Annotated in this window: 22 protein-coding genes and 1 pseudogene; 17 read left to right on the forward strand and 6 right to left on the reverse strand. The window is 62.3% G+C overall.

The window, feature by feature from the left end; genetic code table 11:
* Positions 1-49 precede the first annotated feature (49 nt).
* Positions 50-895: a xanthine dehydrogenase accessory protein XdhC gene (gene xdhC / locus J5M58_RS10960; protein ID WP_207878127.1), complete on the forward strand. Its 846-nt coding sequence runs from the start codon at positions 50-52 to the stop codon at positions 893-895.
* Between the two features lie 10 nt (positions 896-905).
* Complete coding sequence (gene guaD / locus J5M58_RS10965) at positions 906-2,210, forward strand: guanine deaminase (RefSeq protein WP_207878128.1); 1,305 nt, start codon at positions 906-908, stop codon at positions 2,208-2,210.
* Here guaD and aqpZ read toward each other — a convergent pair.
* Positions 2,207-2,905, reverse strand: a complete 699-nt coding sequence (aqpZ, locus tag J5M58_RS10970; protein WP_112253039.1) for an aquaporin Z — start codon at positions 2,903-2,905, stop codon at positions 2,207-2,209. The genes guaD and aqpZ overlap by 4 nt on opposite strands.
* Before the next feature lie 232 nt (positions 2,906-3,137).
* A complete protein-coding gene (locus J5M58_RS10975; protein WP_207878129.1) occupies positions 3,138-3,893 on the reverse strand; it encodes a GntR family transcriptional regulator in 756 nt (251 codons plus the stop codon).
* Positions 3,894-4,205: 312 nt separating this feature from the next.
* Between J5M58_RS10975 and J5M58_RS10980 the strand changes: the two genes are divergently transcribed.
* Complete coding sequence (locus J5M58_RS10980; RefSeq protein WP_153671158.1) at positions 4,206-5,525, forward strand: NCS2 family permease; 1,320 nt, start codon at positions 4,206-4,208, stop codon at positions 5,523-5,525.
* A 196-nt stretch (positions 5,526-5,721) separates the two neighbouring features.
* Here the strand turns inward: J5M58_RS10980 and uraH are convergent, their stop codons facing one another.
* Positions 5,722-6,075 carry a hydroxyisourate hydrolase gene (uraH, locus tag J5M58_RS10985; RefSeq protein WP_003259496.1) on the reverse strand — a complete coding sequence of 118 codons (354 nt, stop codon included), beginning with the start codon at positions 6,073-6,075 and terminating at the stop codon, positions 5,722-5,724.
* A 399-nt stretch (positions 6,076-6,474) separates the two neighbouring features.
* Here uraH and puuE point away from each other — a divergent pair, with 399 nt between their 5' ends.
* The 7 genes from puuE (at position 6,475) to J5M58_RS11020 (ending at position 13,487) form a co-directional block, all read left to right on the forward strand.
* Positions 6,475-7,401 carry an allantoinase PuuE gene (gene puuE / locus J5M58_RS10990; RefSeq protein ID WP_112253040.1) on the forward strand — a complete coding sequence of 309 codons (927 nt, stop codon included), beginning with the start codon at positions 6,475-6,477 and terminating at the stop codon, positions 7,399-7,401.
* Positions 7,401-7,916: a 2-oxo-4-hydroxy-4-carboxy-5-ureidoimidazoline decarboxylase gene (uraD, locus tag J5M58_RS10995; RefSeq protein ID WP_133974293.1), complete on the forward strand. Its 516-nt coding sequence runs from the start codon at positions 7,401-7,403 to the stop codon at positions 7,914-7,916. The genes puuE and uraD overlap by 1 nt, the downstream gene beginning before the upstream one ends.
* Before the next feature lie 57 nt (positions 7,917-7,973).
* Positions 7,974-8,477: an ureidoglycolate lyase gene (locus tag J5M58_RS11000; RefSeq protein WP_003259500.1), complete on the forward strand. Its 504-nt coding sequence runs from the start codon at positions 7,974-7,976 to the stop codon at positions 8,475-8,477.
* Between the two features lie 59 nt (positions 8,478-8,536).
* A complete protein-coding gene (locus J5M58_RS11005; protein ID WP_112253042.1) occupies positions 8,537-9,865 on the forward strand; it encodes a urate hydroxylase PuuD in 1,329 nt (442 codons plus the stop codon).
* A gap of 208 nt (positions 9,866-10,073) precedes the next feature.
* Positions 10,074-11,429, forward strand: a complete 1,356-nt coding sequence (locus tag J5M58_RS11010) for a nucleobase:cation symporter-2 family protein (RefSeq protein WP_112253043.1) — start codon at positions 10,074-10,076, stop codon at positions 11,427-11,429.
* Between the two features lie 137 nt (positions 11,430-11,566).
* Positions 11,567-12,352 (forward strand): outer membrane protein OmpK, encoded by a 786-nt coding sequence (locus tag J5M58_RS11015; RefSeq protein WP_112253044.1) that lies wholly within the window; start codon positions 11,567-11,569, stop codon positions 12,350-12,352.
* Positions 12,353-12,704: 352 nt separating this feature from the next.
* Positions 12,705-13,487: an outer membrane protein OmpK gene (locus J5M58_RS11020; protein ID WP_025340033.1), complete on the forward strand. Its 783-nt coding sequence runs from the start codon at positions 12,705-12,707 to the stop codon at positions 13,485-13,487.
* 255 nt (positions 13,488-13,742) lie between these two features.
* Here J5M58_RS11020 and J5M58_RS11025 read toward each other — a convergent pair whose 3' ends face one another.
* Positions 13,743-14,657 carry a DUF808 domain-containing protein gene (locus tag J5M58_RS11025; protein WP_085664004.1) on the reverse strand — a complete coding sequence of 305 codons (915 nt, stop codon included), beginning with the start codon at positions 14,655-14,657 and terminating at the stop codon, positions 13,743-13,745.
* A gap of 132 nt (positions 14,658-14,789) precedes the next feature.
* On the opposite strand from J5M58_RS11025, the gene J5M58_RS11030 reads away from it, so the two are divergent.
* The gene (locus J5M58_RS11030) at positions 14,790-15,401 is read left to right on the forward strand and encodes a TetR/AcrR family transcriptional regulator (RefSeq protein ID WP_112253045.1); all 612 of its coding nucleotides are present in this window, start codon (positions 14,790-14,792) and stop codon (positions 15,399-15,401) included.
* A gap of 135 nt (positions 15,402-15,536) precedes the next feature.
* Here the strand turns inward: J5M58_RS11030 and J5M58_RS11035 are convergent, their stop codons facing one another.
* On the reverse strand, positions 15,537-15,977 hold the full coding sequence (locus tag J5M58_RS11035; RefSeq protein ID WP_013973539.1) for a heme-binding protein: 441 nt from the start codon (positions 15,975-15,977) through the stop codon (positions 15,537-15,539).
* A 257-nt stretch (positions 15,978-16,234) separates the two neighbouring features.
* On the opposite strand from J5M58_RS11035, the gene gcl reads away from it, so the two are divergent.
* The 6 genes from gcl (at position 16,235) to J5M58_RS11065 (ending at position 23,957) form a co-directional block, all read left to right on the forward strand.
* Positions 16,235-18,010: a glyoxylate carboligase gene (gene gcl, locus J5M58_RS11040; RefSeq protein ID WP_085601235.1), complete on the forward strand. Its 1,776-nt coding sequence runs from the start codon at positions 16,235-16,237 to the stop codon at positions 18,008-18,010.
* Between the two features lie 68 nt (positions 18,011-18,078).
* Complete coding sequence (gene hyi / locus J5M58_RS11045; RefSeq protein ID WP_003259508.1) at positions 18,079-18,861, forward strand: hydroxypyruvate isomerase; 783 nt, start codon at positions 18,079-18,081, stop codon at positions 18,859-18,861.
* A 180-nt stretch (positions 18,862-19,041) separates the two neighbouring features.
* On the forward strand, positions 19,042-19,935 hold the full coding sequence (locus J5M58_RS11050; RefSeq protein ID WP_112253046.1) for a 2-hydroxy-3-oxopropionate reductase: 894 nt from the start codon (positions 19,042-19,044) through the stop codon (positions 19,933-19,935).
* 243 nt (positions 19,936-20,178) lie between these two features.
* Positions 20,179-21,453, forward strand: a complete 1,275-nt coding sequence (locus J5M58_RS11055) for a glycerate kinase (protein WP_025340038.1) — start codon at positions 20,179-20,181, stop codon at positions 21,451-21,453.
* The gene (gene pyk, locus J5M58_RS11060; protein WP_207878130.1) at positions 21,450-22,865 is read left to right on the forward strand and encodes a pyruvate kinase; all 1,416 of its coding nucleotides are present in this window, start codon (positions 21,450-21,452) and stop codon (positions 22,863-22,865) included. Before J5M58_RS11055 ends, pyk begins: the two co-directional genes overlap by 4 nt.
* A 210-nt stretch (positions 22,866-23,075) precedes the next feature.
* Positions 23,076-23,957 (forward strand): urea transporter, encoded by an 882-nt coding sequence (locus J5M58_RS11065; protein ID WP_112253048.1) that lies wholly within the window; start codon positions 23,076-23,078, stop codon positions 23,955-23,957.
* Between the two features lie 385 nt (positions 23,958-24,342).
* Here the strand turns inward: J5M58_RS11065 and J5M58_RS27915 are convergent.
* Positions 24,343-24,609, reverse strand: a pseudogene (locus J5M58_RS27915) (RHS repeat-associated core domain-containing protein); the annotation flags it as partial.
* Positions 24,610-24,649 lie beyond the last annotated feature (40 nt).

Genomic DNA, 24,649 nt, shown 5'->3' on the forward strand with positions numbered 1-24,649 from the left:
TGAACCCGCTCCCACAGGGATCGCGACGCACCTATAGAGAGGTTGCATCATGCACCAATGGATCAACGCCCTCGCCGACCACCAGTCCCGTGGCGAAGCCTGCGTGCTGGTGACCATCATCGAGGAGCGCGGCTCGACCCCGCGCAATGCCGGCTCGAAAATGGTCGTCAGCGCCAGCGGCCTGTTCGACACCATCGGCGGCGGCCACCTGGAATACAAGGCGCTGCACATCGCCCGGCAAATGCTCGAAGAGCACCGCACCACTCCGCACCTGGAGCGCTTCAGCCTCGGCGCCAGCCTTGGCCAGTGCTGCGGCGGCGTCAATGTACTGCTGTTCGAACCCATGGCCGCGGTGCAGGCGCAGATCGCGGTGTTCGGCGCGGGTCATGTCGGCCGGGCTCTGGTACCCTTGCTCGCCGCCCTGCCCTGCCGGGTGCGCTGGATCGATTCGCGCGAGCAGGAATTCCCTGCCCTGATCCCCGACGGGGTGACCAAGGTGGTCAGCGAGGAGCCGGTCGACGAAGTGGCAGAACTGCCGCCAGGCTGCTACTGCATCGTCATGACCCACAACCACCAGCTCGACCTGGAACTGACCGCCGCCATTCTCAAGCGCAACGACTTCACCTGGTTCGGCCTGATCGGCTCGAAGACCAAACGGGTCAAGTTCGAGCATCGCCTGCGCGAGCGCGGTTACGACGATGCCGTGATGGCGCGCATGCGCTGCCCGATGGGCCTGGCCGAGGTCAAGGGCAAGCTGCCCATCGAGATCGCCGTGTCCATCGCCGGTGAAATCATCGCCACCTACAACGCCTGCTTCGGCCAGCACGACGCTGCCGCCAATGCCGGCCCCATTGCCCAGTTGCTGCCGCCTTCCCGGCGCAGCCAAGCCATTTGACGAGTGTGTTATGACCGTTACCCGCAAAGCCTACCGTGCCGCCATCCTGCACAGCATCGCCGACCCGGCCGAGGTGGGCCTGGAGGCTTCCCATGAATACTTCGAGGACGGCCTGCTGGTAGTCGACGACGGCCGCATCCGCGCCGTAGGCCACGCCGCCGAACTGTTGCCGACCCTGGACGCCGACATCCCGGTCGAGCACTACCAGGACGCGCTGATCACCCCGGGGTTCATCGACACCCACATCCACTTCCCGCAGACCGGCATGATCGGCTCCTACGGCGAACAGCTGCTGGACTGGCTGAACACCTACACCTTCCCCTGCGAAAAGCAGTTCGCCGACAAGGGCCACGCCGACCAGGTGGCGAAGATCTTCCTCAAGGAACTGCTGCGCAACGGCACCACCACCGCCCTGGTGTTCGGCAGCGTGCACCCGGAATCGGTCAATGCCCTGTTCGAGGAAGCCGAGCGCCTGGACCTGCGCCTGATCGCCGGCAAGGTGATGATGGACCGCAACGCCCCGGACTACCTGACCGACACCGCCGAGTCCGGCTATGCCGAAAGCAAGGCACTGATCGAGCGTTGGCACGGCAAGGGCCGCCTGCACTATGCAGTCACCCCGCGTTTCGCCCCGACCAGTACGCCTGAACAGCTGGCGCTGGCGGGCCAACTGCTCAAGGAACACCCGGGGGTGTACATGCACACGCACCTGTCGGAAAACCTCAAGGAAATCGATTGGGTCAAGTCGCTGTTCCCCGAGCAGAAGGGTTACCTCGACGTGTACGACCACTTCGAGCTGCTGGGCGAGCGCTCGGTATTCGCCCATGGCGTGCACCTGTGCGATGACGAATGCCAGCGCCTGGCCGAAACCGGCTCGGCCATGGCCTTCTGCCCCACCTCCAACCTGTTCCTCGGCAGCGGCCTGTTCAACCTGCCCCAGGCCGAGCGCTTCAAGGTCAATGTGGGCCTGGGCACCGACGTTGGCGCCGGCACCAGCTTCTCGCTGCTCAATACCCTGAACGAAGCGTACAAGGTGATGCAGTTGCAGGGCGCGCGTCTGCACCCGTACAAGTCACTGTACCTGGCCACCCTGGGCGGCGCGCGCGCACTGCGCCTGGACGACCGCATCGGTAGCCTGCGCCCGGGCAACGACGCCGACTTCGTGGTACTGGACTACAAGGCCACGCCACTGCTGGACTACCGCATCCAGCAGTCCAACAGCATCGAGGAAACCCTGTTCGTGCTCACCACCCTCGGCGACGACCGCACCGTGCGCGAAACCTACGCCGCCGGGCGTTGCGTGCACCAGCGCTAAGGCTCGTTCGCCAAGCCCCGGTACAATGCGCCGCCGATCGCCGCACCGATCAGCGGCGCCACCCAGAACAGCCAAAGCTGTTGCAGGGCCCAGCCACCGACGAACAAGGCCGGCCCCGTGCTACGCGCGGGGTTGACCGAGGTATTGGTCACCGGGATCGAGATCAGGTGGATCAGGGTCAGGGCCAGGCCGATGGCGATCGGCGCAAAACCTGCCGGCGCCCGGGCGTCGGTGGCGCCCATGATCACCACCAGGAACATCGCCGTCATCACCACTTCACTGACAAAGCCCGCCCCGAGGGTGTAGCCGCCGGGCGAGTGATCGGCGTAGCCGTTCGAAGCCAATCCCGCAGACAGCTCGAAACCTGCCTTGCCGCTGGCGATGAGGTAGATCACACCTGCCGCCAGGATGGCGCCGATCACCTGGGCGATTACGTAGGGCAACAGCTCTTTGGCCGGGAAGCGCCCGCCCACCACCAGCCCGAACGACACGGCGGGGTTGAGGTGACAACCGGAGATATGGCCGATGGCGAAGGCCATGGTCAGCACGGTGAGGCCGAAGGCGAAGGCGACGCCGAGTACACCGATGCCGATGGGGGAGCTTGCGGCGAGTACCGCACTGCCACAGCCGCCAAGCACCAGCCAGAAGGTGCCGACCAGCTCGGCCCCCATGCGTTTACCGAGGGACATGCTCATGAGTCCATTCCTCAAGAAGTTGAACGCAACGAATGCGCAAGCCCAACTGCTTGATGAAGGTTTGCTCACAAGAATTTAGCAGACCTTTGATTAATGGCCAGAAATGGCCGTGCTTCTTGTGGGAGCGGGTTTACCCGCGAAGAAGGCAACACGGTGTATGGCACCGGCTGCGCCGGTGTTCGCGGGTGAACCCGCTCCCACAACGGCGCATTCCATTCACTTAAGCAAACGATCAACCCTTGACCGATACCTTGGGCTTTTTCAGCAAATGCGAGAACACGGCATGCAGATCGTCCGAGGCACTCTCCTCGTCCAGGTTCAGCTTGCTGTCGATGTGATCCATGTGGTGCATCATCAGGCTCACCGCCTGCTCTGCATCGCGCGCCTCGATAGCGTCGATCAGCTGCATGTGTTCGTCATAGGAGCAATGCGAACGGTTGCCGCTCTCGTACTGGGCAATGATCAGCGAGGTCTGCGATACCAGGCTGCGCTGGAAGCTGACCAGTGGCGCATTACCCGCAGCCTCGGCCAGCTTGAGGTGGAATTCGCCGGAAAGACGAATGCCGGCGCCGCGGTCACCACGGGAGAAGCTGTCGCGCTCCTCACGCACCATCTGCCGCAGCTCGTTGAGCTGCTCGAGGGAAGCGTGCTGCACGGCCAGTTCGGTGATGGCACGTTCGACCATGCGCCGGGAGAAGAACACCTGGCGGGCCTCTTCCACCGTCGGGCTGGCCACCACCGCACCGCGGTTCGGCCGCAACAGCACCACGCTTTCGTGGGCCAGGCGCGACAAGGCGCGGCGGATGATGGTGCGGCTGACGCCGAAGATCTCGCCCAGCGCTTCCTCGCTCAACTTGGTGCCCGGTGCCAGACGCTGCTCGAGGATCGCCTCGAAAATATGCGCGTAGACGATGTCGTCCTGGGTACCACTGCGGCCAGCCTTGCCGGTACGCGCAGGTTTCTTCAGAGGTTGCAGCTGTTCGTTCATGGGCTCTCGAGGCACGAAGGAAAGTATGGCGCCATTGTACACAGGCTGAGCCGTTTCTGCAGGTGGCCTTTTACCTATATAGCCGTTGTACGACACCTTGCGCACACAAAAGATAAAACATTATTTGCATTCTTTGTACACAAAAGGATAATCCACCGAGCAACTTCTTGACCCGCAAGTCAACAAACCGGTCAGACGTCTGCCTTCCCTCGCGGAGCCGCCAAGTGCATTGCGCAGGCCACTGGCTCCATAACAACAAGAAAGACTTGAGGAGTACTTGCTGTGGAAAGCCGCAAATCCGAAGCCCCTACGCTGGATCTTGCCCCACCGCTCGAAACGAGCTGGCTGGAGCGGATTTTCAAACTCAAGCAACACGGCAGCACCGTCAGGACCGAAATGATCGCCGGGGTGACCACCTTCATCACCATGGCCTACATCATCTTCGTCAACCCCAACATCATGGCCGACGCTGGCATCGACCACGGTGCCGCCTTCGTCGCCACCTGCATCGCCGCCGCGCTTGGCTGCCTGCTGATGGGCCTGTACGCCAACTGGCCGGTGGGCCTGGCGCCGGGCATGGGGCTCAACGCGTTCTTCACCTACACCGTGGTCGGCACCATGGGCTACAACTGGGAAACGGCACTGGGCGCAGTATTCGTCTCGGGTGTGCTGTTCATGTTCCTGACCTTGTCGAAAGTGCGCGAATGGTTGCTCAACAGCATCCCGGTCAGCCTGCGCCATGCCATGGGGGCCGGCGTCGGATTGTTTCTCGGGCTGATCGGCCTGAAAACGGCAGGCATCATCGTCGACAGCCCGGCCACGCTGATCAAGCTGGGCTCGCTGCATGAGCCGGGGCCGCTGCTGGCGGCGGTATGCTTCCTGCTGATCGCCATCCTCAGCTACAAGCGGGTGTTCGGTGCGATCCTGATCAGCATCATCGGTGTCACCCTGGCCGGCTGGGGCCTGGGCCTGGTGAAGTTCGGCGGGGTGATGTCGATGCCGCCAAGCCTGGCACCGACCTGGATGGCCATGGACGTGGCCGGCGTGTTCAACGTCAGCATGATCAGCGTGGTGCTGGCGTTTTTGTTCGTGCACATGTTCGACACCGCCGGCACCCTGATGGGCGTGGCGCAGCGGGCCAACCTGGTGGCGCCGGACGGGCGCATCGAGAACCTGTCGAAGGCGCTGAAGGCCGACAGTGCTTCAAGTGTGTTTGGCGCCGTGGTCGGCGTGCCGCCGGTGACCAGCTATGTGGAAAGTGCTGCCGGTGTAGCCGCAGGTGGCCGTACCGGCCTGACTGCAGTGGTGGTCGGCCTGCTGTTCATCGCGGCGATGTTCTTTGCGCCGCTGGCCGGGATGATTCCGGCCTATGCCACCGCCGGTGCGCTGATCTACGTGGCAATGCTGATGATGGGCAGCATGGCGCATATCCACTGGGACGAGGCCACCGACAGCATTCCGGCGATCGTCACGGTGATCATGATGCCGCTGACTTTCTCGGTGGCCGACGGTATTGCCCTGGGCTTCATCAGCTACGTGGCGTTGAAGGCAGGTACCGGCAAATACAAGGAAATCTCCGCCAGCCTGTGGGTGCTGTGCGCGATCTTCATTGCCAAGTTCGTGTTCCTCTGACCCCCGCTGCACCAACCAAGGGCGCCTCGGCGCCCTTTCTTTGTTTCTACAGCCTGTACCGGCCTCTTCGCGGCCTGTGGGAGCGGGTTTACCCGCGAAGAGGCCGGTGCAGGCAATACAAAAAACAGCAGACGAAAAAAAGCCCGCCAGTGTGAGAGCGGGCCAAAGGACCTACGAAGATTCTTCTAGCGACCAACTAGCTTCCACGATAGGTCGAATAGCTGTACGGCGAGATCAGCAGCGGCACGTGGTAGTGCTCCTGCTGCTCGTCGATGCCAAAGCGCAGCACGACAACATCCAGGAACGCCTGGGCTGGCAGCTGTACACCGCGAGCGCGGTAGTAGTCGCCAGCGCTGAACTGCAGCTGGTAGACGCCGGTACGGTAGTCGTCACCCTGCAGCAGTGGCGCGTCGACGCGGCCATCGCTGTTGGTCAGGGCGGTGTTCACCAGCTCCAGCTGCTGGCCTTCGACACGGTACAGCTCGACCTTGATCGAGCTGCCCGGGCAGCCATGCGCGGCATCCAGTACGTGTGTGGTCAAACGTCCCATTGCTTGTCGCCTCTTGTTCAATCTGTGGGCAAAAAATACACGGCCATCATCACGCCAAAGGGCCTGCGATGCGCGGGAATGACGCCATTAAGACATTCCATCGCAAAATTGTACACAATTTTTTGAACCCATCTGTCGCACCCACCGTTTCTTGCTCACAAACGACCCATCGGTCGCAAATACAGGCACCGCAAAGACACCAACGTCATTAGCTGACCAATCAGGCAGGTTTCTTGCACTGTTTTTCCAGGTCGCTGCGAGGCGACAAAAGGGAAGAAATGCGGAAAAACAGGCTTACAAAAGATTTCAGAAGTTGTATACAATCAGCCCATCCGGTGGTGCGACATACCGACGCGGCCCGCCCACCCCCCGCACTAACGCACAAGAAGGAAGACTGCAGTGAGCGCTGACTACCCTCGCGACCTGATCGGTTACGGCAACAACCCTCCTCACCCGCAATGGCCGGGCAACGCTCGCATCGCGCTATCTTTCGTCCTCAACTACGAGGAAGGTGGCGAACGCAACATCCTGCACGGTGACAAGGAGTCCGAAGCGTTCCTCTCGGAAATGGTCGCCGCCCAGCCATTGCAGGGCGCGCGCAACATGAGCATGGAATCGCTGTACGAGTACGGCAGCCGTGCCGGCGTGTGGCGCCTGCTGAAGCTGTTCAAGGACAGCGGCGTGCCGCTGACCATCTTCGCCGTGGCCATGGCCGCCCAGCGCCACCCCGACGTGATCCGCGCCATGGCCGAGGCCGGCCATGAAATCTGCAGCCACGGCTACCGCTGGATCGACTACCAGTACATGGACGAGGCCCAGGAGCGCGAGCACATGCTCGAAGCCATCCGCATCCTCACCGAAATCACCGGTGAGCGCCCGCTGGGCTGGTACACCGGCCGCACCGGCCCGAACACCCGCCGCCTGGTGATGGAGGAAGGTGGCTTCCTGTACGACAGCGACACCTATGACGACGACCTGCCCTACTGGGAGCCGAACAACCCTACCGGCAAGCCGCACCTGGTGATCCCCTACACCCTCGACACCAACGACATGCGCTTCACCCAGGTACAGGGCTTCAACTGCGGCGAGCAGTTCTTCCAGTACCTCAAGGACGCCTTCGATGTGCTGTACGCCGAAGGCAGCGACGCCCCAAAGATGCTGTCCATCGGCCTGCACTGCCGCCTGGTTGGCCGCCCGGCACGCCTGGCAGCACTGAAGCGCTTCGTCGATTACGCAAAAAGCCATGACCAGGTCTGGTTCGCCCGTCGCGTGGACATCGCCCGCCACTGGCACGCCACCCACCCGTACAAGAAAGAGAACGCCTGATGACCGCCTTCAACACCCTCAAGCCATCCGCCCTGGACCGCGACGCCTTCGTCAAGGCCTTCGCCGACATCTACGAGCACTCGCCGTGGGTAGCCGAAAAAGCCTACGACCTGGGCCAACTGGGCGAGCTGGACGAGATCGAGGCGCTGCACCAGCGCATGAGCGATATCCTGCTCAGCGCCAACCACGCCGACCAATTGGCGCTGATCAACGCTCACCCGGACCTGGCCGGCAAGGCCGCCATCCAGGGCGAGCTGACCGAATCGAGCACCAACGAGCAGGCCGGCGCCGGTATTCACCAGTGCACCGCCGAAGAGTTCGCCCGTTTCACCGAGCTGAATGACGCCTACAAGGCCAAGTTCCAGTTCCCGTTCATCATGGCGGTAAAAGGCAGCAACCGGCACCAGATCCTCGCCTCGTTCGAAAAACGCATCCACAACGATGCCGATGCCGAATTCAAGGAAGCCCTGGCGCAGATCAACCTGATCGCCCTGTTCCGCCTGCTGCAGCTGTAACCGCCGTAGCAACGCTTGAGCCTTATCCAGAATAACGAACATAGAAGAGATATCCGCATGCGCACCCTGATGATCGAGCCCCTGACCAAAGAAGCCTTCGCCCCCTTCGGAGATGTGATCGAAACCGATGGCAGCGACCACTTCATGATCAACAACGGCTCGACCATGCGCTTCCACAAGCTCGCCACGGTCGAAACCGCCGAGCCTGAAGACAAGGCGATCATCAGCATCTTCCGCGCCGACGCGCTGGACATGCCGCTGACCGTGCGCATGCTGGAACGCCATCCGCTGGGCAGCCAGGCTTTCATCCCGCTGCTCGGCAACCCCTTTCTGATCGTGGTCGCGCCAGTTGGCGATGCACCTGTATCAGGTTTGGTCCGAGCCTTCCGCAGTAATGGCAGGCAGGGCGTTAATTACCATCGCGGCGTCTGGCACCACCCGGTGCTGACGATCGAAAAGCGGGATGACTTCCTGGTGGTTGATCGCAGTGGTTCCGGCAACAACTGCGACGAGCATTACTTCACCGAGGAACAGATGCTGGTCCTCAATCCCCACCAATAAGAAAAGGTCGGTCATTCAAGGGCATTGCCCGATCGGGTGACCGGCAAGAGGTACATACTGTGGAAGCACACCTTCACGAATGGCTGAACCTGAGCATTCGCTGGGTTCACATGATCACCGGCGTCGCCTGGATCGGTGCATCGTTCTACTTCGTCTGGCTGGAGAACCACCTGAACCGAAGCAACCCGCGCGATGGGTTGTCGGGTGATCTCTGGGCAATTCACGGCGGTGGTATCTACCACCTGGAAAAATACAAGCTCGCCCCCCCGAAAATGCCCGAGAACCTGCACTGGTTCAAATGGGAAGCCTACTTCACCTGGATGTCCGGTATCGCCCTGCTGTGCGTGGTGTTCTACTGGAACCCGGCCCTGTATCTGCTGGCCCCTGGCAGCACCCTCAGTGGTGCCGAAGGCGTGGCCATCGGTATCGGCTCGCTGATCGCCGGCTGGTTCATCTACGACTTCCTGTGCGACTCGCCCCTGGGCAAGAAGCCAGCGCTGCTCGGTGCAGTACTGTTCGTGCTGATCATCGCCGCATGCTGGGGCTTCAGCCTGGTGTTCAGCGGCCGTGGTGCGTACCTGCACACCGGCGCGATCATCGGCACCATCATGGTCGGCAACGTGTTCCGCATCATCATGCCGGCCCAGCGCCAGCTGGTGGCGGCGATCGAGAACAACCAGACCCCCGACCCGGTACTGCCGGCCAAGGGCCTGCTGCGCTCGCGCCACAACAACTATTTCACCCTGCCGGTGCTGTTCATCATGATCAGCAACCACTTCCCGAGCACCTACGGTAGTCAGTACAACTGGCTGATCCTGGCCGGTATCGCGGTAGCTGCGGTCCTGATCCGTCACTACTTCAACACCCGCCACGACAGCAACAAGTACGCCTGGACCCTGCCGGTCGGCGCCCTGGCGATGATCTGCCTGGCCTACGTCACCGGTCCGAAACCGATGGCGGTCAGCCCTGAGCAGGCTGCGGCGAAAGTCGAGTACCAGCCACTGCCCGCGACCGCTGTAGGTGGCAAGACCGCAGCCGAGCAACGCGCCGAAGACGCCGCCAAGGCTGCCGCAGCGCCTGCCGCGCCGGCCGAAGCCCCTGCCCAGGCCACGGCCCAGGCCGGCGGCGAGACCTTCGACAAGATCCACAATGTCATCCAGGAACGCTGCACCGTGTGCCACTCGTCCAAGCCGACCAGCCCACTGTTCAGCGCCGCCCCTGCCGGCGTGATGTTCGACACCCCGCAGCAGATCCAGGCCCAGGCCGCGCGCATCCAGGCGCAAGCGGTCGCCAGCCAGATCATGCCGCTGGGCAACATCACCCAGATGACCACCGAAGAGCGCAAGCTGGTCGGTGACTGGATCGCCAAAGGCGCCCCGGTCAACTGAAACACAAATGTCGGGATAACACCGCCCCCTGTGGGAGCGGGTTCACCCGCGAAGAGGCCGGTAATCCCGGCCTCTGTTTCAAGATATACGCAACAAGCAAGCATCGAGCGTTCAGCGTCAGGCGGGACTCCAGGCTCTCTTCATTGTGAGCCTGCCGCCTGAGGCCGGCGCTTGGATCCGAGAATAAAAACAAAACTCGAGGTGCTGCATGTCCGAGTCCCGCAAGGCGTACATCCCTGTTGCGCCGCCGCGTGAGCCCTTGCCCCTGTTCCAACTGATCCTGGTTGGCCTGCAACACGTTCTGCTGATGTACGGTGGCGCGATCGCCGTGCCGTTGATCATCGGCCAGGCCGCCGGGTTGTCCCGTGAAGAAGTCGCTTTCCTGATCAACGCCGACCTGCTGGTCGCTGGCGTCGCCACCATCATCCAGTCCTTCGGTATCGGCCCGGTGGGCATCCGCATGCCGGTGATGATGGGTGCCAGTTTCGCTGCCGTCGGCAGCATGGTGGCCATGGCCGGCATGCCAGGCGTGGGCCTGCAAGGGATCTTCGGCGCCACCATCGCCGCCGGTTTCTTCGGCATGCTGATCGCGCCGTTCATGTCCAAGGTCGTGCGCTTCTTCCCGCCACTGGTCACCGGTACGGTGATCACCTCGATTGGCCTGTCGCTGTTCCCGGTGGCGGTCAACTGGGCTGGTGGCGGCCAGGAAGCTGAAGCCTTCGGCTCACCGATCTACCTGATGGTGGCTGGCCTGGTGCTGGCGGTAATCCTGCTGATCAACCGTTTCATGCGTGGCTTCTGGGTCAACGTGTCGGTGCTGGTGGGCATGGGCCTGGGCTACGTCCTGGCCGGTTCCATCGGCATGGTCGACCTGTCGGGCCTGAACGACGCACCCTGGCTGCAAGTGGTAACCCCACTGCACTTCGGCATGCCGACCTTCAGCCTGGCGCCGATCCTGTCCATGTGCCTGGTGGTGGTGATCATCTTCGTCGAGTCCACCGGCATGTTCCTGGCCCTGGGCAAGGTGACCGATCGTGAAGTTACCCCAGGGATGTTGCGTCGCGGCCTGCTGTGCGATGCCGGCGCGTCGTTCATCGCCGGCTTCTTCAACACTTTCACCCACTCCTCGTTCGCCCAGAACATCGGCCTGGTGCAGATGACCGGGGTGCGCTGCCGCTATGTCACCATCGTGGCCGGTGCACTGTTGATCCTGCTCAGCCTGCTGCCCAAGGCGGCCTTCCTGATTGCCTCGATCCCGCCTGCGGTACTGGGCGGCGCGTCCATCGCCATGTTCGGCATGGTCACCGCCACCGGGATCAAGATTCTCCAGGAAGCGGACATCGGCGACCGTCGCAACCAGTTGCTGGTTGCGGTGAGCGTCGGCTTCGGGTTGATCCCCGTGGTGCGTCCGGAGTTCTTCGCCCAGATGCCCCAGTGGATGGAACCCATCACCCACAGTGGCATCGCCATGGCCACGGTCAGTGCCCTGGTGTTGAACGTGCTGTTCAACATCCTTGGCGGTGCCGACCGCGCGGTACACAACGAAGCCTGTCACCAGCATTGAGCAAAGGGGGGCGGCGCACTGCCGCCCCGCCTCGAATTCGCCGTAAACGCTACACCGTCGGCCCGCCGGAATGGGCCGTCCGGGGCGCCTGCGCGCCAAAAAAACCCAACAAAAACAATAAGTCCGGGAACCACAACATGAAACGCATCACCTCGTCCCTCTTGCTGGGCAGCAGCCTGCTGGCCACCCTTCCCGCCCACGCTGGCGAATGGCTGCAGTGGCATGGCGAAAGCCTGACCTACCTGTACGGCAAGGATTTCAAGGTCAACCCAGGCATCCAGCAGACGGTTACCTTCGAACACGCCAACAAATGGAAGTACGGCGACACCTTCATGTTCGTCGACAAGATCTTCTACAACGGCAAGCCCGACCCGGGCAAAGGCGTGACCACCTACTACGGTGAGTTCAGCCCGCGCCTGTCGTTCGGCAAGATCTTTGACCAGAAGCTGGCCTTCGGCCCGATCAAGGATGTGCTGCTGGCCATGACCTACGAGCGTGGCGAGGGCGACAACGAGGCCTACCTGATCGGCCCCGGCTTCGACCTGAACATTCCCGGCTTCAACTACTTCACCCTCAACTTCTACCTGCGCAACACCGAAGGCAGCCGCCCCGGTGACAACGTCTGGCAGATTACCCCGGCTTTCTCGTACACCATTCCGGTGGGCAAATCCGACATTCTGATCGACGGTTACATGGACTGGGTGGTCGACAACGACCAGACCCGCCGTGGCACCTACCACGCCAACCTGCAGTTCAACCCACAGGTCAAGTACGACCTGGGCAAAGCCCTGAACCTGGGCGCCAAGCAGCTGTACGTGGGCATCGAGTACAGCTACTGGAAGGACAAGTACGGCATCGACAGCCAGGGAAACATCGACAGCAACCAGAGCGTTACCAGCGCGCTGATCAAAGTGCACTTCTGAAAAACTGACCGAACGCACAAGTTTGTACCACACTGCTCCAGGACGGAGCACTTGAGGCAAGGCGCGCAAGCCAGTAATCTGCGCGCCCCCTCGATCAGGGCAGAAGGGATTCTGCCTGCGTTTACTGACCGCTCAGTCAATGAATACGGGCGGTTGGCCAACGTGTTGCCAGCCTGAAAGACCCTTTTCATCCGTTCAGAACGAAGTCGAGCAGGAAGGTTTTGCCAGCCCAGGAAAGTTGGCTCAACCCTTGCCAAACAGCTGTGGCCTATCGAAAAAAGCTGACTCAAAAGACAAAAAAGCGCCAACAACGAGCGCTGACAACAGATCAATCAAGGGAGCGACACTCGCAATGCGTACCATCAACAGCCTGATCCTCGCCGGCGGCCTGCTGGCCTGTGGCACCACCTTCGGCGGCGACCTGCTGCAATGGCAGAACAACAGCCTGACCTACCTGTGGGGCAAGAACTTCAAGGTCAACCCGTCGATCCAGCAAACCGTGACCTTCGAGCACGCTGATGGCTGGAAGTACGGCGATAACTTCATCTTTGTCGACAAGATCTTCTACCAGGGCCAGAAAGATGAGGGCAATGGCCCGAACACCTACTACGGCGAAATCAGCCCGCGCCTGTCGTTCGGCAAGATCTTCGACCAGAAGCTGGCCTTCGGCCCGGTCAAGGACGTGCTGCTGGCGATGACCTACGAGTTCGGCGAAGGTGATACCGAGTCGTACCTGATTGGCCCAGGCTTCGACCTGGACATCCCTGGTTTCGACTACTTCCAGCTGAACTTCTACAACCGCACCACCGACGGCAGCCGCGCTGGCGACAACGTGTGGCAGATCACCCCGGTGTGGTCGTACACCATTCCGGTCGGTTCGTCCGATGTGCTGATCGACGGTTTCATGGACTGGGTGGTGGACAACGACGAGAACCGCCGCGGCACCTACCAGGCCAACCTGCACTTCAATCCGCAGATCAAGTATGACCTGGGCAAGGCCTTGCACCTGGGCGAGAAGCAGCTGTATGTGGGTGTCGAGTACGACTATTGGAAGAACAAGTACGGCATCAAGGATTCCGATGCCTTCACCACCGACCAGAACACCATGAGCTTCCTGCTCAAGGTACATTTCTGATCTGAGTACAGGGGCCGCCTTGCGGCCCATTCGCGGGTAAACCCGCTCCCACAGGGTCCGCACCGGATTCATGGCAGACGCTATACATGTGGGAGCGGGTTCACCCGCGAACCGGGGCGAAGCCGCGTGGGGCCGCGCTGCGGCCCATCGCCGGCAAGCCAGCTCCCACAAAGTCCGCGCCGGATTCAAGGCCTGCGCTGTACCTGTGGGAGCGGGTTCACCCGCGAACCGGGGCGAAGCCCCGGCCAGGCCGCATCAATTGGCCGGCCGAACCGCCCGCCACAATTTCCCCGCAATGCCCACCACCGCCAGCACCACGGCACCGGCCACAACCCCGACACCGCCGTTCAGCAGCGCCACGGTCAACGCCCCGCCACGCCCTTCGCTGAACGCCTCGATGGCGTGATGCAGCGGCCCGATGCCATGCACCAGGATCCCGCCACCGACCAGGAACATGGCCGCCGTACCGATTACCGACAGGCTCTTCATCATGTACGGGGCAGCCCGCAGGATGCCGTTACCCACCGCCCTGGCCAGGCGTGATGCCTTACGAGTCATCCACAGCCCCAGGTCATCGAGCTTGACGATACCGCCCACCAGCCCGTACACGCCGATGGTCATGACCACCGCGATGCCCGACAGCACGACGATCTGCTGGGTCAACGGCGAATCGGCAACGATGCCCAGGGTGATGGCGATGATTTCCGCCGAAAGGATGAAGTCGGTACGTACCGCGCCCTTGATCTTGGCTTTTTCGAATGCCACCAGGTCGACATTGGCATCAGCCACCGCCTCCTTGAGCGCTTCGTGCTCGGCGTCCGTCTCGGCCTTGCTGTGCAGGAACTTGTGCGCCAGCTTCTCGAAACCCTCGAAGCACAGGTAGGCACCGCCCAGCATCAGCAACGGTGTCACCGCCCAAGGGATGAACGCACTGATCAGCAGCGCCGCCGGCACCAGGATGGCCTTGTTCACCATCGAGCCCTTGGCCACGGCCCACACCACCGGGATCTCGCGCTCGGCACGCACCCCGGTGACCTGCTGGGCATTCAGGGCCAGGTCATCGCCCAGCACGCCTGCGGTCTTTTTCGCCGCCACCTTGGTCATCACCGAGACGTCATCGAGCACAGTGGCGATATCGTCGATCAGTACCAGTAGACTGCTTCCTGCCATGTTTGCCTGTATCCAGAAGAGTGAGTGCCCAGGATTCTAGCCCAAAGCCGCCGCCTTGAGCGCCCGTCGAGCCCGGTGCTACCATGCCCGATCCCTCTTAGAGGTGGCCAGACACGAGGAAGATCCCTGACCATGAGCACCATTCGCGAGCGCAACAAGGAATTGATCCTGCGCGCGGCCAGCGAGGAATTCGCCGACAAGGGCTTCGCCGCCACCAAGACCAGCGATATCGCGGCCAAGGCCGGCCTGCCCAAGCCGAACGTGTATTACTACTTCAAATCCAAGGACAACCTCTACCGCGAGGTCCTGGAAAGCATCATCGCGCCGATCATGCAGGCGTCGACCCCGTTCAATGCCGAAGGTGACCCGAAGGAAGTGCTGAGTGCGTATATCCGCTCGAAGATCCGCATTTCCCGCGACCTGCCGCATGCGTCCAAGGTGTTCGCCAGCGAGATCATGCACGGCGCCCCGCACCTGTCGCCGAACCAGGTAGCGCAGTTGAACGAGCAGGCGCGGCATAACATCGAGTGCATCCAGCGCTGGATCGACCGCGGGCAGATCGCCCATGTGGATGCGCACCACCTGATGTTCAGCATCTGGGCAGCGACCCAGACCTATGCCGATTTCGATTGGCAGATCTCTGCGGTGACCGGCAAGGCCAAGCTGGCCGACAGCGATTATGACGCCGCAGCCGAGACCATCATCCGCATGGTGCTCAAGGGTTGTGAGCCTGAGGTGGCCTGACCCCCGGCGCTGGCTTCTTCGCGGGTGAACCCGCTCCCACAGGGACACCACGAGCTTCAAGCGTGTGATGGTCCTGTGGGAGCGGGTTCACCCGCGAATAGGCCGGAACAGGCAATAGAGAATTAGGCTACCAGATTAGGCTGCTACACCCGCATCCGCCTTCAACCCCACCTCCTCGATCGCACTGATCGCGCACTGTTCGTCGATATCCGACGTATCGCCGCTGATCCCTACCGCACCCAGCACCTTGCCGTCCTGATCACGCACCAGCACGCCACCCGGCGCCGGCACCACCGGCCGCTCGCCCAACCCGTTCAGCGCGGCAAAAAAAGCCGGCCGTTGCTGTGCGTCCAGTGCCAGCAGGCGCGAACCCTTGCCCAGGGCAATCGCGCCCCAGGCCTTGCCAGTAGCTACCTCCGGCCGAATCAGGCTGGCGCCATCCTCGCGCTGCAGCGCCAGCAAATGGCCGCCGGCATCCAGCACCGCCACGGTCAGTGGCGCGGCATTGATCTTGCGGCCAGCCGCCAGCGCGGCGTTCACCAGGCTGACCGCGACTTTCAGGTTCAAAGCGTTCATGGAAAGGTCCTCTTCTTGTTGTGAGAAGCCCTGAGGGCAGTTGAAAACCGATAGAACAAATAGAACACAACGGAAGATATTTTTGTATACAATATTTTGAAACGATCGTATGCGATGGCGCAAACCTCCGTTTTCACGGGCGCTCGAATGAAAGCGACATCCGCCGACGAAAACCCGTTGACCTAAGCGGCCAGCCATGAATACACTCTGGCACAAAGCAAGTTGTATACAATTACAAAATCGATGAGGCACAAACCATGAGCAAAATGAGAGCAATCGATGCAGCCGTTCTGGTCATGCGCCGTGAAGGTGTAGATACCGCGTTCGGCATCCCGGGGGCTGCCATCAACCCGTTGTACTCGGCCCTGAAGAAAGTCGGTGGCATCGATCACGTCCTCGCTCGTCACGTCGAAGGCGCCTCGCACATGGCCGAGGGTTACACCCGTGCCAACCCGGGCAACATCGGTGTGTGCATCGGCACCTCCGGCCCAGCCGGCACCGACATGGTCACCGGCCTTTACAGTGCCTCTGCCGACTCCATCCCGATCCTCTGCATCACCGGCCAGGCCCCACGTGCCCGCCTGCACAAGGAAGACTTCCAGGCTGTCGACATCACCAACATCGTCAAGCCGGTCACCAAGTGGGCCACTACCGTTCTGGAGCCGGGCCAGGTGCCTTACGCCTTCCAGAAGGCCTTCTATGAAATGCGCACCGGCCGCCCAGGCCCGGTACTGATCGACCTGCCGTTCGACGTGCAGATGGCCGAAATCGAATTCGACATCGACGCCTACGAACCGCTGCCAGTGCACAAGCCGTCCGCCACCCGCGTACAAGCCGAAAAAGCCCTGGCTCTGCTCAATGACGCCGAACGCCCGCTGCTGGTAGCCGGTGGCGGCATCATCAACGCCGATGCCAGCGACAAGCTGGTCGAGTTCGCCGAGCTGACCGGTGTACCGGTAATCCCGACCCTGATGGGCTGGGGCACCATCCCGGACGACCACGCACAGATGGTCGGCATGGTCGGCCTGCAGACTTCGCACCGCTATGGCAACGCCACCCTGCTGAAATCCGACCTGGTGTTCGGTATCGGTAACCGCTGGGCCAACCGCCACACCGGTTCCGTCGACGTCTACACCGAAGGCCGCAAGTTCGTGCACGTGGACATCGAACCAACCCAGATCGGCCGCGTATTCACCCCAGACCTGGGTATCGTTTCCGACGCCGGCAAGGCACTGGACGTGTTCCTCGAAGTGGCCCGCGAGTGGAAAGCCGCTGGCAAGCTGAAGTGCCGCAAGGCCTGGCTGCAAGACTGCCAGGAGCGCAAGGCCACCCTGCAGCGCAAGACCCACTTCGACAACGTGCCGGTCAAGCCGCAGCGCGTCTACGAAGAGATGAACCAAGTATTCGGCAAGGACACCTGCTACGTCAGCACCATCGGCCTGTCGCAGATCGCCGGCGCGCAGTTCCTGCACGTGTACAAGCCACGCCACTGGATCAACTGCGGCCAGGCCGGCCCGCTGGGCTGGACCATCCCTGCCGCCCTCGGTGTGGTCAAGGCCGATCCGAAACGCAAGGTGGTCGCGCTGTCGGGTGACTACGACTTCCAGTTCATGATCGAAGAGCTGGCGGTGGGCGCACAGTTCAACCTGCCGTACGTGCACGTACTGGTGAACAACGCCTACCTGGGCCTGATCCGTCAGGCGCAACGTGGCTTCGACATGGATTACTGTGTACAACTGGCGTTCGAGAACATCAACTCGACCGACGCCGCCACCTACGGTGTCGACCATGTCGCCGTGGTCGAAGGCCTGGGCTGCAAGGCCATCCGTGTGTTCGAGCCGGCCGAAATCGCCCCTGCCCTGCTCAAGGCACAGAAGATGGCCGAAGAGTTCCGCGTGCCGGTGGTGGTCGAAGTGATTCTCGAACGTGTGACCAACATTTCCATGGGCACCGAGATCAACGCGGTCAACGAGTTCGAAGACCTGGCCCTGGTCGGCAACGACGCGCCAACCGCCATCTCGCTGCTGGACTGATCGCCTGACGCCCCCGTGCCGGCCCCTACCTGAGGGCGCCGGGGGCCTTCATCGCAAGGAGACACAACATGCCTCGCTTCGCTGCCAACCTGTCCATGCTGTTCACCGAACAGGACTTCCTGGCCCGCTTCAAGGCTGCCGCCGATGCTGGTTTCAGCGGCGTCGAATACCTCTTCCCGTACGACTTCAGCGCTGCCGAGATCAAGCAGCAGCTGGACGCCAACGGCCTGACCCAGGTGCTGTTCAACCTGCCGGCGGGCGATTGGGCCAAGGGTGAGCGCGGTATCACCTGCCACCCTGACCGCGTCGAGGAATTCCGCGCCGGCGTCGACAAGGCCATCGAATACGCCAAGGTGCTGGGCAACACCCAGGTCAACGCCCTGGCCGGCATTCGCCCACAAGGCCCGGACTGCGCCACCGTGCGCAAGACCTTCGTGGAAAACCTGCGCTACGCCGCCGACAAGCTGAAAGCCGCCGGGATCCGCCTGGTCATGGAAATGATCAACACCCGCGATATCCCCGGCTTCTACCTGAACACCACCAAGCAGGCCCTGGAAATCCAGGCCGAGGTGGGCAGCGACAACCTGTTCCTGCAGTACGACATCTACCACATGCAGATCATGGAAGGTGACCTGGCTCGTACCATGGAAGCCAACCTGAAACTGATCAACCACATCCAGCTGGCCGACAACCCCGGCCGCAACGAGCCAGGCACCGGCGAGATCAACTACCGCTTCCTGTTCGAGCACCTGGACCGCATCGGCTACCAGGGCTGGGTGGGCGCGGAGTACAAGCCGCTGACCACCACCGAGGCGGGCCTGGGCTGGCTGAAGACCCATAACGCAATCTAAGGCTGACCGGGGTCCTGTGACACATGCCTGACCCAGTGGGAGCGGGTTCACCCGCGAATGCAATGCTGGCTTCACTGCCGCTTTCGCGGGTAAACCCGCTCCCACAGAGTTCTGTGTCCAACAACGGGCCTGAGCAGTCTGCTCCATCGAGATTCAACAAATACAACGAGGTAATCTCTCATGGCTAAAATCGGTTTCATCGGCACCGGCATCATGGGCAAGCCCATGGCTCAGAACCTGCAGAAAGCAGGTCACAGCATCTTCGTCTCCACTCACCACGACGCTGCCCCGGCCGACCTGGTCGCCGCCGGTGCCGTGGCCCTGGCCAACCCGAAGGAAGTAGCCCAGGAAGCCGAGTTCATCATCGTCATGGTTCCCGACACCCCGCAGGTCGAGAGCGTCCTGTTTGGTGAAAACGGCGTCGCCGAAGGCGTGGGCCCGAACAAGATCGTGATCGACATGAGCTCGATCTCCCCTACCGCTACCAAAGCCTTCGCCGAGAAAATCAAGGCCACCGGCGCTGCCTACCTGGACGCTCCGGTGTCCGGCGGCGAAGTCGGCGCCAAGGCTGCAACCCTGAGCATCATGGTCGGTGGCTGCCCGAAAGCCTTTGAGCGCACCCTGCCGCTGTTCGAAGCCATGGGCAAGAACATCACCCGCGTCGGTGGCAATGGCGACGGCCAGACCGCCAAGGTGGCCAACCAGATCATCGTTGCCCTGAACATCCAGGCCGTTGCCGAAGCCCTGCTGTTCGCCGCCAAGAATGGCGCCGACCCGGCCAAGGTACGTGAAGCACTGATGGGTGGCTTCGCTTCGTCGAAGATTCTCGAAGTGCATGCCGAGCGCATGATCAAGGGCACCTTCGACCCAGGCTTCCGCATCAACCTGCACCAGAAGGACCTGAACCTGGCCCTGCAGGGTGCCAAGGAACTGGGCATCAACCTGCCCAACACCTCCAATGCCCAGCAAGTGTTCAACACCTGCCAGGCCCTGGGTGGCGGCAACTGGGACCACTCGGCGCTGATCAAAGGCCTGGAGCACATGGCCAACTTCTCGATCCGCGACGACAAGTAAGTAATTTTTAGCCTTCACCGGCCTCTTCGCGGGTGAACCCGCTCCCACAGGTTTTACGCCGTCTTCAGCCTCTGTGAGGCCCCTGTGGGAGCGGGTTTACCCGCGAAGAAGCCAACACCTTTGAACCTGCGACCACAGGTTCAAAGGTGGCACCGAGCAACACCCGCCCCTGGTTCGGCCTGCACGGAGGCAGTTCCAGGGGCGTTTTTGATTCTGCAGAACAACAATAATTGGGAGCCTGCCATGTCGGTCGATCCGCAAAAACTTCTCCGCGAGCTGTTCGACACAGCCATCGCCGCCGCCCACCCCCGTCAAGTCCTCGAACCCTACCTGCCCGCCGACCGCAGCGGCCGGGTCATCGTCATAGGCGCCGGCAAGGCCGCAGCCGCCATGGCCGAAGTGGTCGAGAAAAGCTGGCAGGGCGAAGTCTCCGGCCTGGTCGTAACCCGTTACGGCCACGGCGCCAACTGCCAGAAGATCGAGGTGGTCGAAGCCGCCCACCCGGTCCCCGATGCCGCCGGCCTGGCCGTGGCCAAGCGCGTGCTGGAACTGGTCAGCAACCTCAGTGAAGACGACCGCGTCATCTTCCTGCTGTCCGGCGGTGGCTCGGCACTGCTGGCCCTGCCCGCCGAAGGCCTGACCCTTGCCGACAAGCAGCAGATCAACAAGGCGCTGCTGAAATCCGGCGCCACCATCGGCGAGATGAACTGCGTGCGCAAGCACCTCTCGGCGATCAAGGGCGGCCGCCTGGCCAAGGCCTGCTGGCCGGCCACGGTCTACACCTATGCCATTTCCGATGTACCGGGCGACCTCGCCACGGTGATCGCCTCAGGCCCTACCGTGGCCGACCCGAGCACCTCGGCCGATGCCCTGGCCATCCTCAAGCGCTACAACATCGAAGCGCCCAAGGCCGTTATCGACTGGCTCAACAACCCAGCCTCGGAAACCGTCAAGGCCGATGACCCGGCCCTGGCCCGCAGCCACTTCCAGCTGATCGCCAAGCCCCAGCAGTCGCTCGAAGCCGCCGCGGTCAAAGCCCGCCAGGCCGGGTTCAGCCCGCTGATCCTCGGCGACCTGGAAGGCGAATCACGCGAAGTGGCCAAGGTGCACGCCGGTATCGCCCGGCAGATCGTCCAGCACGGCCAGCCGCTGAAGGCGCCCTGCGTGATCCTGTCCGGTGGCGAGACCACCGTGACCGTGCGCGGCAATGGCCGTGGCGGGCGCAACGCCGAGTTCCTGCTCAGCCTCACCGAAAGCCTGAAGGGCCTGCCGGGCGTGTACGCCCTGGCCGGTGACACCGACGGTATCGATGGCTCGGAAGAAAACGCCGGCGCCTTCATGACCCCGGCCAGCTACGCCCGCGCCGAAGCCCTGGGCCTGTCGGCCAGCGATGAACTGGACAACAACAACGGCTACGGCTACTTCGCCGCGCTGGATGCGCTGATCGTCACCGAGCCGACCCGCACCAACGTCAACGACTTCCGCGCCATCCTGATCCTCGAGACTGCCCAATCATGACGCCTGATAAAAAAGTCAAAATCCTCGCCACCCTTGGCCCTGCGATCAAAGGCATCGACGACATCCGCCAACTGGTAGAAGCCGGGGTGAACATCTTCCGCCTCAACTTCAGCCACGGCGAGCACGCCGACCACGCCCTGCGCTACCAGTGGATCCGCGAAGTCGAGCAGCAACTGAACTACCCGCTGGGTATCCTCATGGACCTGCAAGGGCCGAAGCTGCGCGTCGGCCGCTTTGCCGATGGCAAGGTGCAGCTGCAACGCGGCCAGGCCCTGCGCCTGGACCTGGACAACACCCCGGGCGACAGCCGCCGGGTCAACCTGCCACACCCCGAGATCATCGCCGCGCTCGAACCGGGCATGGACCTGCTGCTGGACGACGGCAAGCTGCGCCTGCGCGTAACCGCCAAGCACAGCGACGCCATCGACACCGAAGTACTGGCCGGTGGCGAGCTGTCCGATCGCAAGGGTGTCAACGTGCCGCAAGCGGTACTCGACCTCTCCCCGCTCACCGAGAAAGACCGCCGCGACCTGGCCTTCGGCCTGGAGCTGGGCGTGGACTGGGTAGCCCTGTCGTTCGTGCAGCGCCCAGAGGACATCGTTGAAGCACGCCAGCTGATTGGCGACCGCGCCTACCTGATGGCCAAGATCGAGAAACCATCGGCAGTGGAACAGTTGCAGGCCATCGCGGAGCTTGCAGATGCGATCATGGTGGCCCGTGGCGACCTGGGTGTGGAAGTGCCGGCCGAAAGCGTGCCGCAGATCCAGAAACGCATCATCGGCACCTGCCGTCATCTGGGCAAACCGGTGGTTGTGGCCACGCAGATGCTCGAATCCATGCGTTTCTCGCCAGCACCGACCCGCGCCGAGGTCACCGACGTGGCCAACGCCGTGGCCGAAGGTGCCGATGCGGTGATGCTGTCGGCCGAGACTGCCTCGGGTGAGTACCCGCTGGAAGCCGTGCAGATGATGAGCAAGATCATCCGCCAGGTGGAGAACGGCCCGGACTACCAGGCCCAGCTCGACGTTGGCCGGCCGAAGGCCGAGGCCACCGTGTCGGACGCCATCAGCTGCGCCATCCGCCGTATCAGCGGCATCCTGCCAGTGGCGGTGCTGGTCAACTATAGCGAGTCGGGCGCCTCGACCCTGCGCGCGGCACGCGAGCGGCCACGGGCCCCGATCCTCAACCTGACACCGAACCTGAACACCGCGCGCCGTTTGAGCGTGGCGTGGGGCGTGCATTCGGTGGTCAACGACCGCCTGCGCCAAGTGGACGAGGTTGTTTCCACTGCGCTGGAGATTGCCCAGGCACAGGGCATGGCCAGCCGTGGCGACACGCTGCTGATTACTGCTGGTGTGCCTTTCGGCAAGCCAGGGTCGACTAACACGCTGCGGATCGAGACTTTGATCTGAGAATGCCGGGGGCGCTTTGCGCCCCTTTCGCGACACAAGGCCGCTCCTACAGGGACCGCGACACCTTCAGGCTTGCGCGCCCCCTGTAGGAGCGGCCTTGCGTCGCGATCGGAGGGCAAAGCCCTCCCAGAACCCTGAAACACCAAACCTGCGGAAAACCCGAGGCCCAAAGAGGCCCACCGCTCCCCATCAACCTCACTGACTGCCCCGATGTACACCAAAAATTTCGTCAACCCGTGCCCCGACTGGGCAACGGCGTTACTCAACGGCTTCAGCCAGGTACTGCTGCTGCGTAATCCCCTGTGCGGCCTGTGCTGCCTGCTGGCCATCCTGCTGACCGCGCCCAACCTGGTCGGCGGCGCCTTGCTCGGCGCCCTGGCCGGCCTGCTCACCGCCCAGGCCCGCGGTTACGACCGTGCCGACCGCCAGGCCGGCCTGTACTGCTACAACGGCGTGCTGATCGGCATCCTGATCAGCGCCGTACTGCCCTGGTCGGTCATCCTGCCGCCACTGATCATCGCCGCTGGCGGCCTGTCCAGCATCATCACCCACCAGTGGCGCAAGCGCGGCGGCAAGCTGCTGATCGCCTACACCGCACCCTTCGTGCTGCTTGGCTGGGCCGTATTGCAGATCGCCAGCCCCTCGCCCAGCGGCTTCGTCGAAGCCGACCCGCTATACGCGCTGGCGCGCGGCGTCGGCCAGATCTTCCTGCTCGACCAGCCACTGGCCGGTCTGCTGATCATCATCGGCATGTTCATCGCCAACCCTTATGCGGCCATGTGGGCAGTGATCGGTTCGGCCATCGGCGGCGGCGTGGCACTGCTTGCCGACCAGGCGCAAGCCGCGTGGCTGGGCCTGTACGGTTTCAACGCCGCGCTGGCGGCACTGGCGTTCAGCAGGCAAGGTGAAAAGCCGTGGGTAACGCTGCTGGCAATTACTATTGCGCTGATATTGCAGCCGATACTCAACTTGCTACCAGTTTCCGGCTTGACCGCTCCCTTTGTTATCGCCTGCTGGCTGATGCACCTTGGGGTGTATCTGAAAAACCAGCACCACGGCCCCCTTCGCGCACGTCCTGAACAACGGTATTGAGTGGAGGATCTGTGTATATGTTGCCCTTAGCAAGAGGCCGTCGCGCCCCGTCCAAGGTCACAATAGAATGCTCGAAGTTTACTTTGAGCTTTTTGAAACCCGTTGAGAATTCTATCGCGGAGCTGCTAGCCCCTTCCCTCCAGGCGATATAGAGATTTTTTCTGGCCAAATATGTACCTGGGGCCAAACTCGAAGTTTCCGTTGAAGAGGCATCTACAGAAAATCCGGTAGCAGTCCTTGTGGCTTTGAAGGTGGTGGCGCTTGGTCCTTCGACACGGATGATTGTAATTGCCTGATTTTCCTTGAGCATCTTGAGAAGCGGCTTGAGACGCTTCTCTGGGAGCCTGTGCAGCTTAAGCAGTGCTCTTAAGCCAGTGCCTTTTCTGCCGCTTGGGTCCACCTTGTTCACCGGATCGCCACTGCAATACATATACGCATTGATTCCACCCTCCGCGAACGGACTCAGCTCATCAGGCCTATTGAAACGCATCAACCGCGTGTTTAGCAGGCGATATCCGTTGCCCAATGGGTAGCTGTGTTCGCAGATATTGCGCCAATATCCGCAGAACCCGAGCAGCCGGCAGGCCCAATTCGATCGCTCATACCCGTATGGACCATATACAACCGGTTCTGCTCGAACGCGCTCGCTCATAACACCACCTTTCTGCAATTGGCCAATTGTCGTAGCATTC

Origin of the sequence: Pseudomonas sp. 32_A (assembly GCF_017490905.1) — a bacterium.
GTDB lineage: Bacteria > Pseudomonadota > Gammaproteobacteria > Pseudomonadales > Pseudomonadaceae > Aquipseudomonas > Aquipseudomonas inefficax.

Excerpts from the sequence above, each read along its gene's own strand:
- xdhC (WP_207878127.1), top strand. The coding sequence starts at position 50 with ATGCACCAATGGATCAACGCCCTCGCCGACCACCAGTCCCGTGGCGAA.
- guaD (WP_207878128.1), top strand. The coding sequence starts at position 906 with ATGACCGTTACCCGCAAAGCCTACCGTGCCGCCATCCTGCACAGCATC.
- aqpZ (WP_112253039.1), bottom strand. The coding sequence starts at position 2,905 with ATGAGCATGTCCCTCGGTAAACGCATGGGGGCCGAGCTGGTCGGCACC.
- J5M58_RS10975 (WP_207878129.1), bottom strand. The coding sequence starts at position 3,893 with ATGAACGAACAGCTGCAACCTCTGAAGAAACCTGCGCGTACCGGCAAG.
- uraH (WP_003259496.1), bottom strand. The coding sequence starts at position 6,075 with ATGGGACGTTTGACCACACACGTACTGGATGCCGCGCATGGCTGCCCG.
- uraD (WP_133974293.1), top strand. The coding sequence starts at position 7,401 with ATGACCGCCTTCAACACCCTCAAGCCATCCGCCCTGGACCGCGACGCC.
- J5M58_RS11000 (WP_003259500.1), top strand. The coding sequence starts at position 7,974 with ATGCGCACCCTGATGATCGAGCCCCTGACCAAAGAAGCCTTCGCCCCC.
- J5M58_RS11010 (WP_112253043.1), top strand. The coding sequence starts at position 10,074 with ATGTCCGAGTCCCGCAAGGCGTACATCCCTGTTGCGCCGCCGCGTGAG.
- J5M58_RS11015 (WP_112253044.1), top strand. The coding sequence starts at position 11,567 with ATGAAACGCATCACCTCGTCCCTCTTGCTGGGCAGCAGCCTGCTGGCC.
- J5M58_RS11020 (WP_025340033.1), top strand. The coding sequence starts at position 12,705 with ATGCGTACCATCAACAGCCTGATCCTCGCCGGCGGCCTGCTGGCCTGT.
- J5M58_RS11025 (WP_085664004.1), bottom strand. The coding sequence starts at position 14,657 with ATGGCAGGAAGCAGTCTACTGGTACTGATCGACGATATCGCCACTGTG.
- J5M58_RS11030 (WP_112253045.1), top strand. The coding sequence starts at position 14,790 with ATGAGCACCATTCGCGAGCGCAACAAGGAATTGATCCTGCGCGCGGCC.
- J5M58_RS11035 (WP_013973539.1), bottom strand. The coding sequence starts at position 15,977 with ATGAACGCTTTGAACCTGAAAGTCGCGGTCAGCCTGGTGAACGCCGCG.
- gcl (WP_085601235.1), top strand. The coding sequence starts at position 16,235 with ATGAGCAAAATGAGAGCAATCGATGCAGCCGTTCTGGTCATGCGCCGT.
- hyi (WP_003259508.1), top strand. The coding sequence starts at position 18,079 with ATGCCTCGCTTCGCTGCCAACCTGTCCATGCTGTTCACCGAACAGGAC.
- J5M58_RS11050 (WP_112253046.1), top strand. The coding sequence starts at position 19,042 with ATGGCTAAAATCGGTTTCATCGGCACCGGCATCATGGGCAAGCCCATG.
- J5M58_RS11055 (WP_025340038.1), top strand. The coding sequence starts at position 20,179 with ATGTCGGTCGATCCGCAAAAACTTCTCCGCGAGCTGTTCGACACAGCC.
- pyk (WP_207878130.1), top strand. The coding sequence starts at position 21,450 with ATGACGCCTGATAAAAAAGTCAAAATCCTCGCCACCCTTGGCCCTGCG.
- J5M58_RS11065 (WP_112253048.1), top strand. The coding sequence starts at position 23,076 with ATGTACACCAAAAATTTCGTCAACCCGTGCCCCGACTGGGCAACGGCG.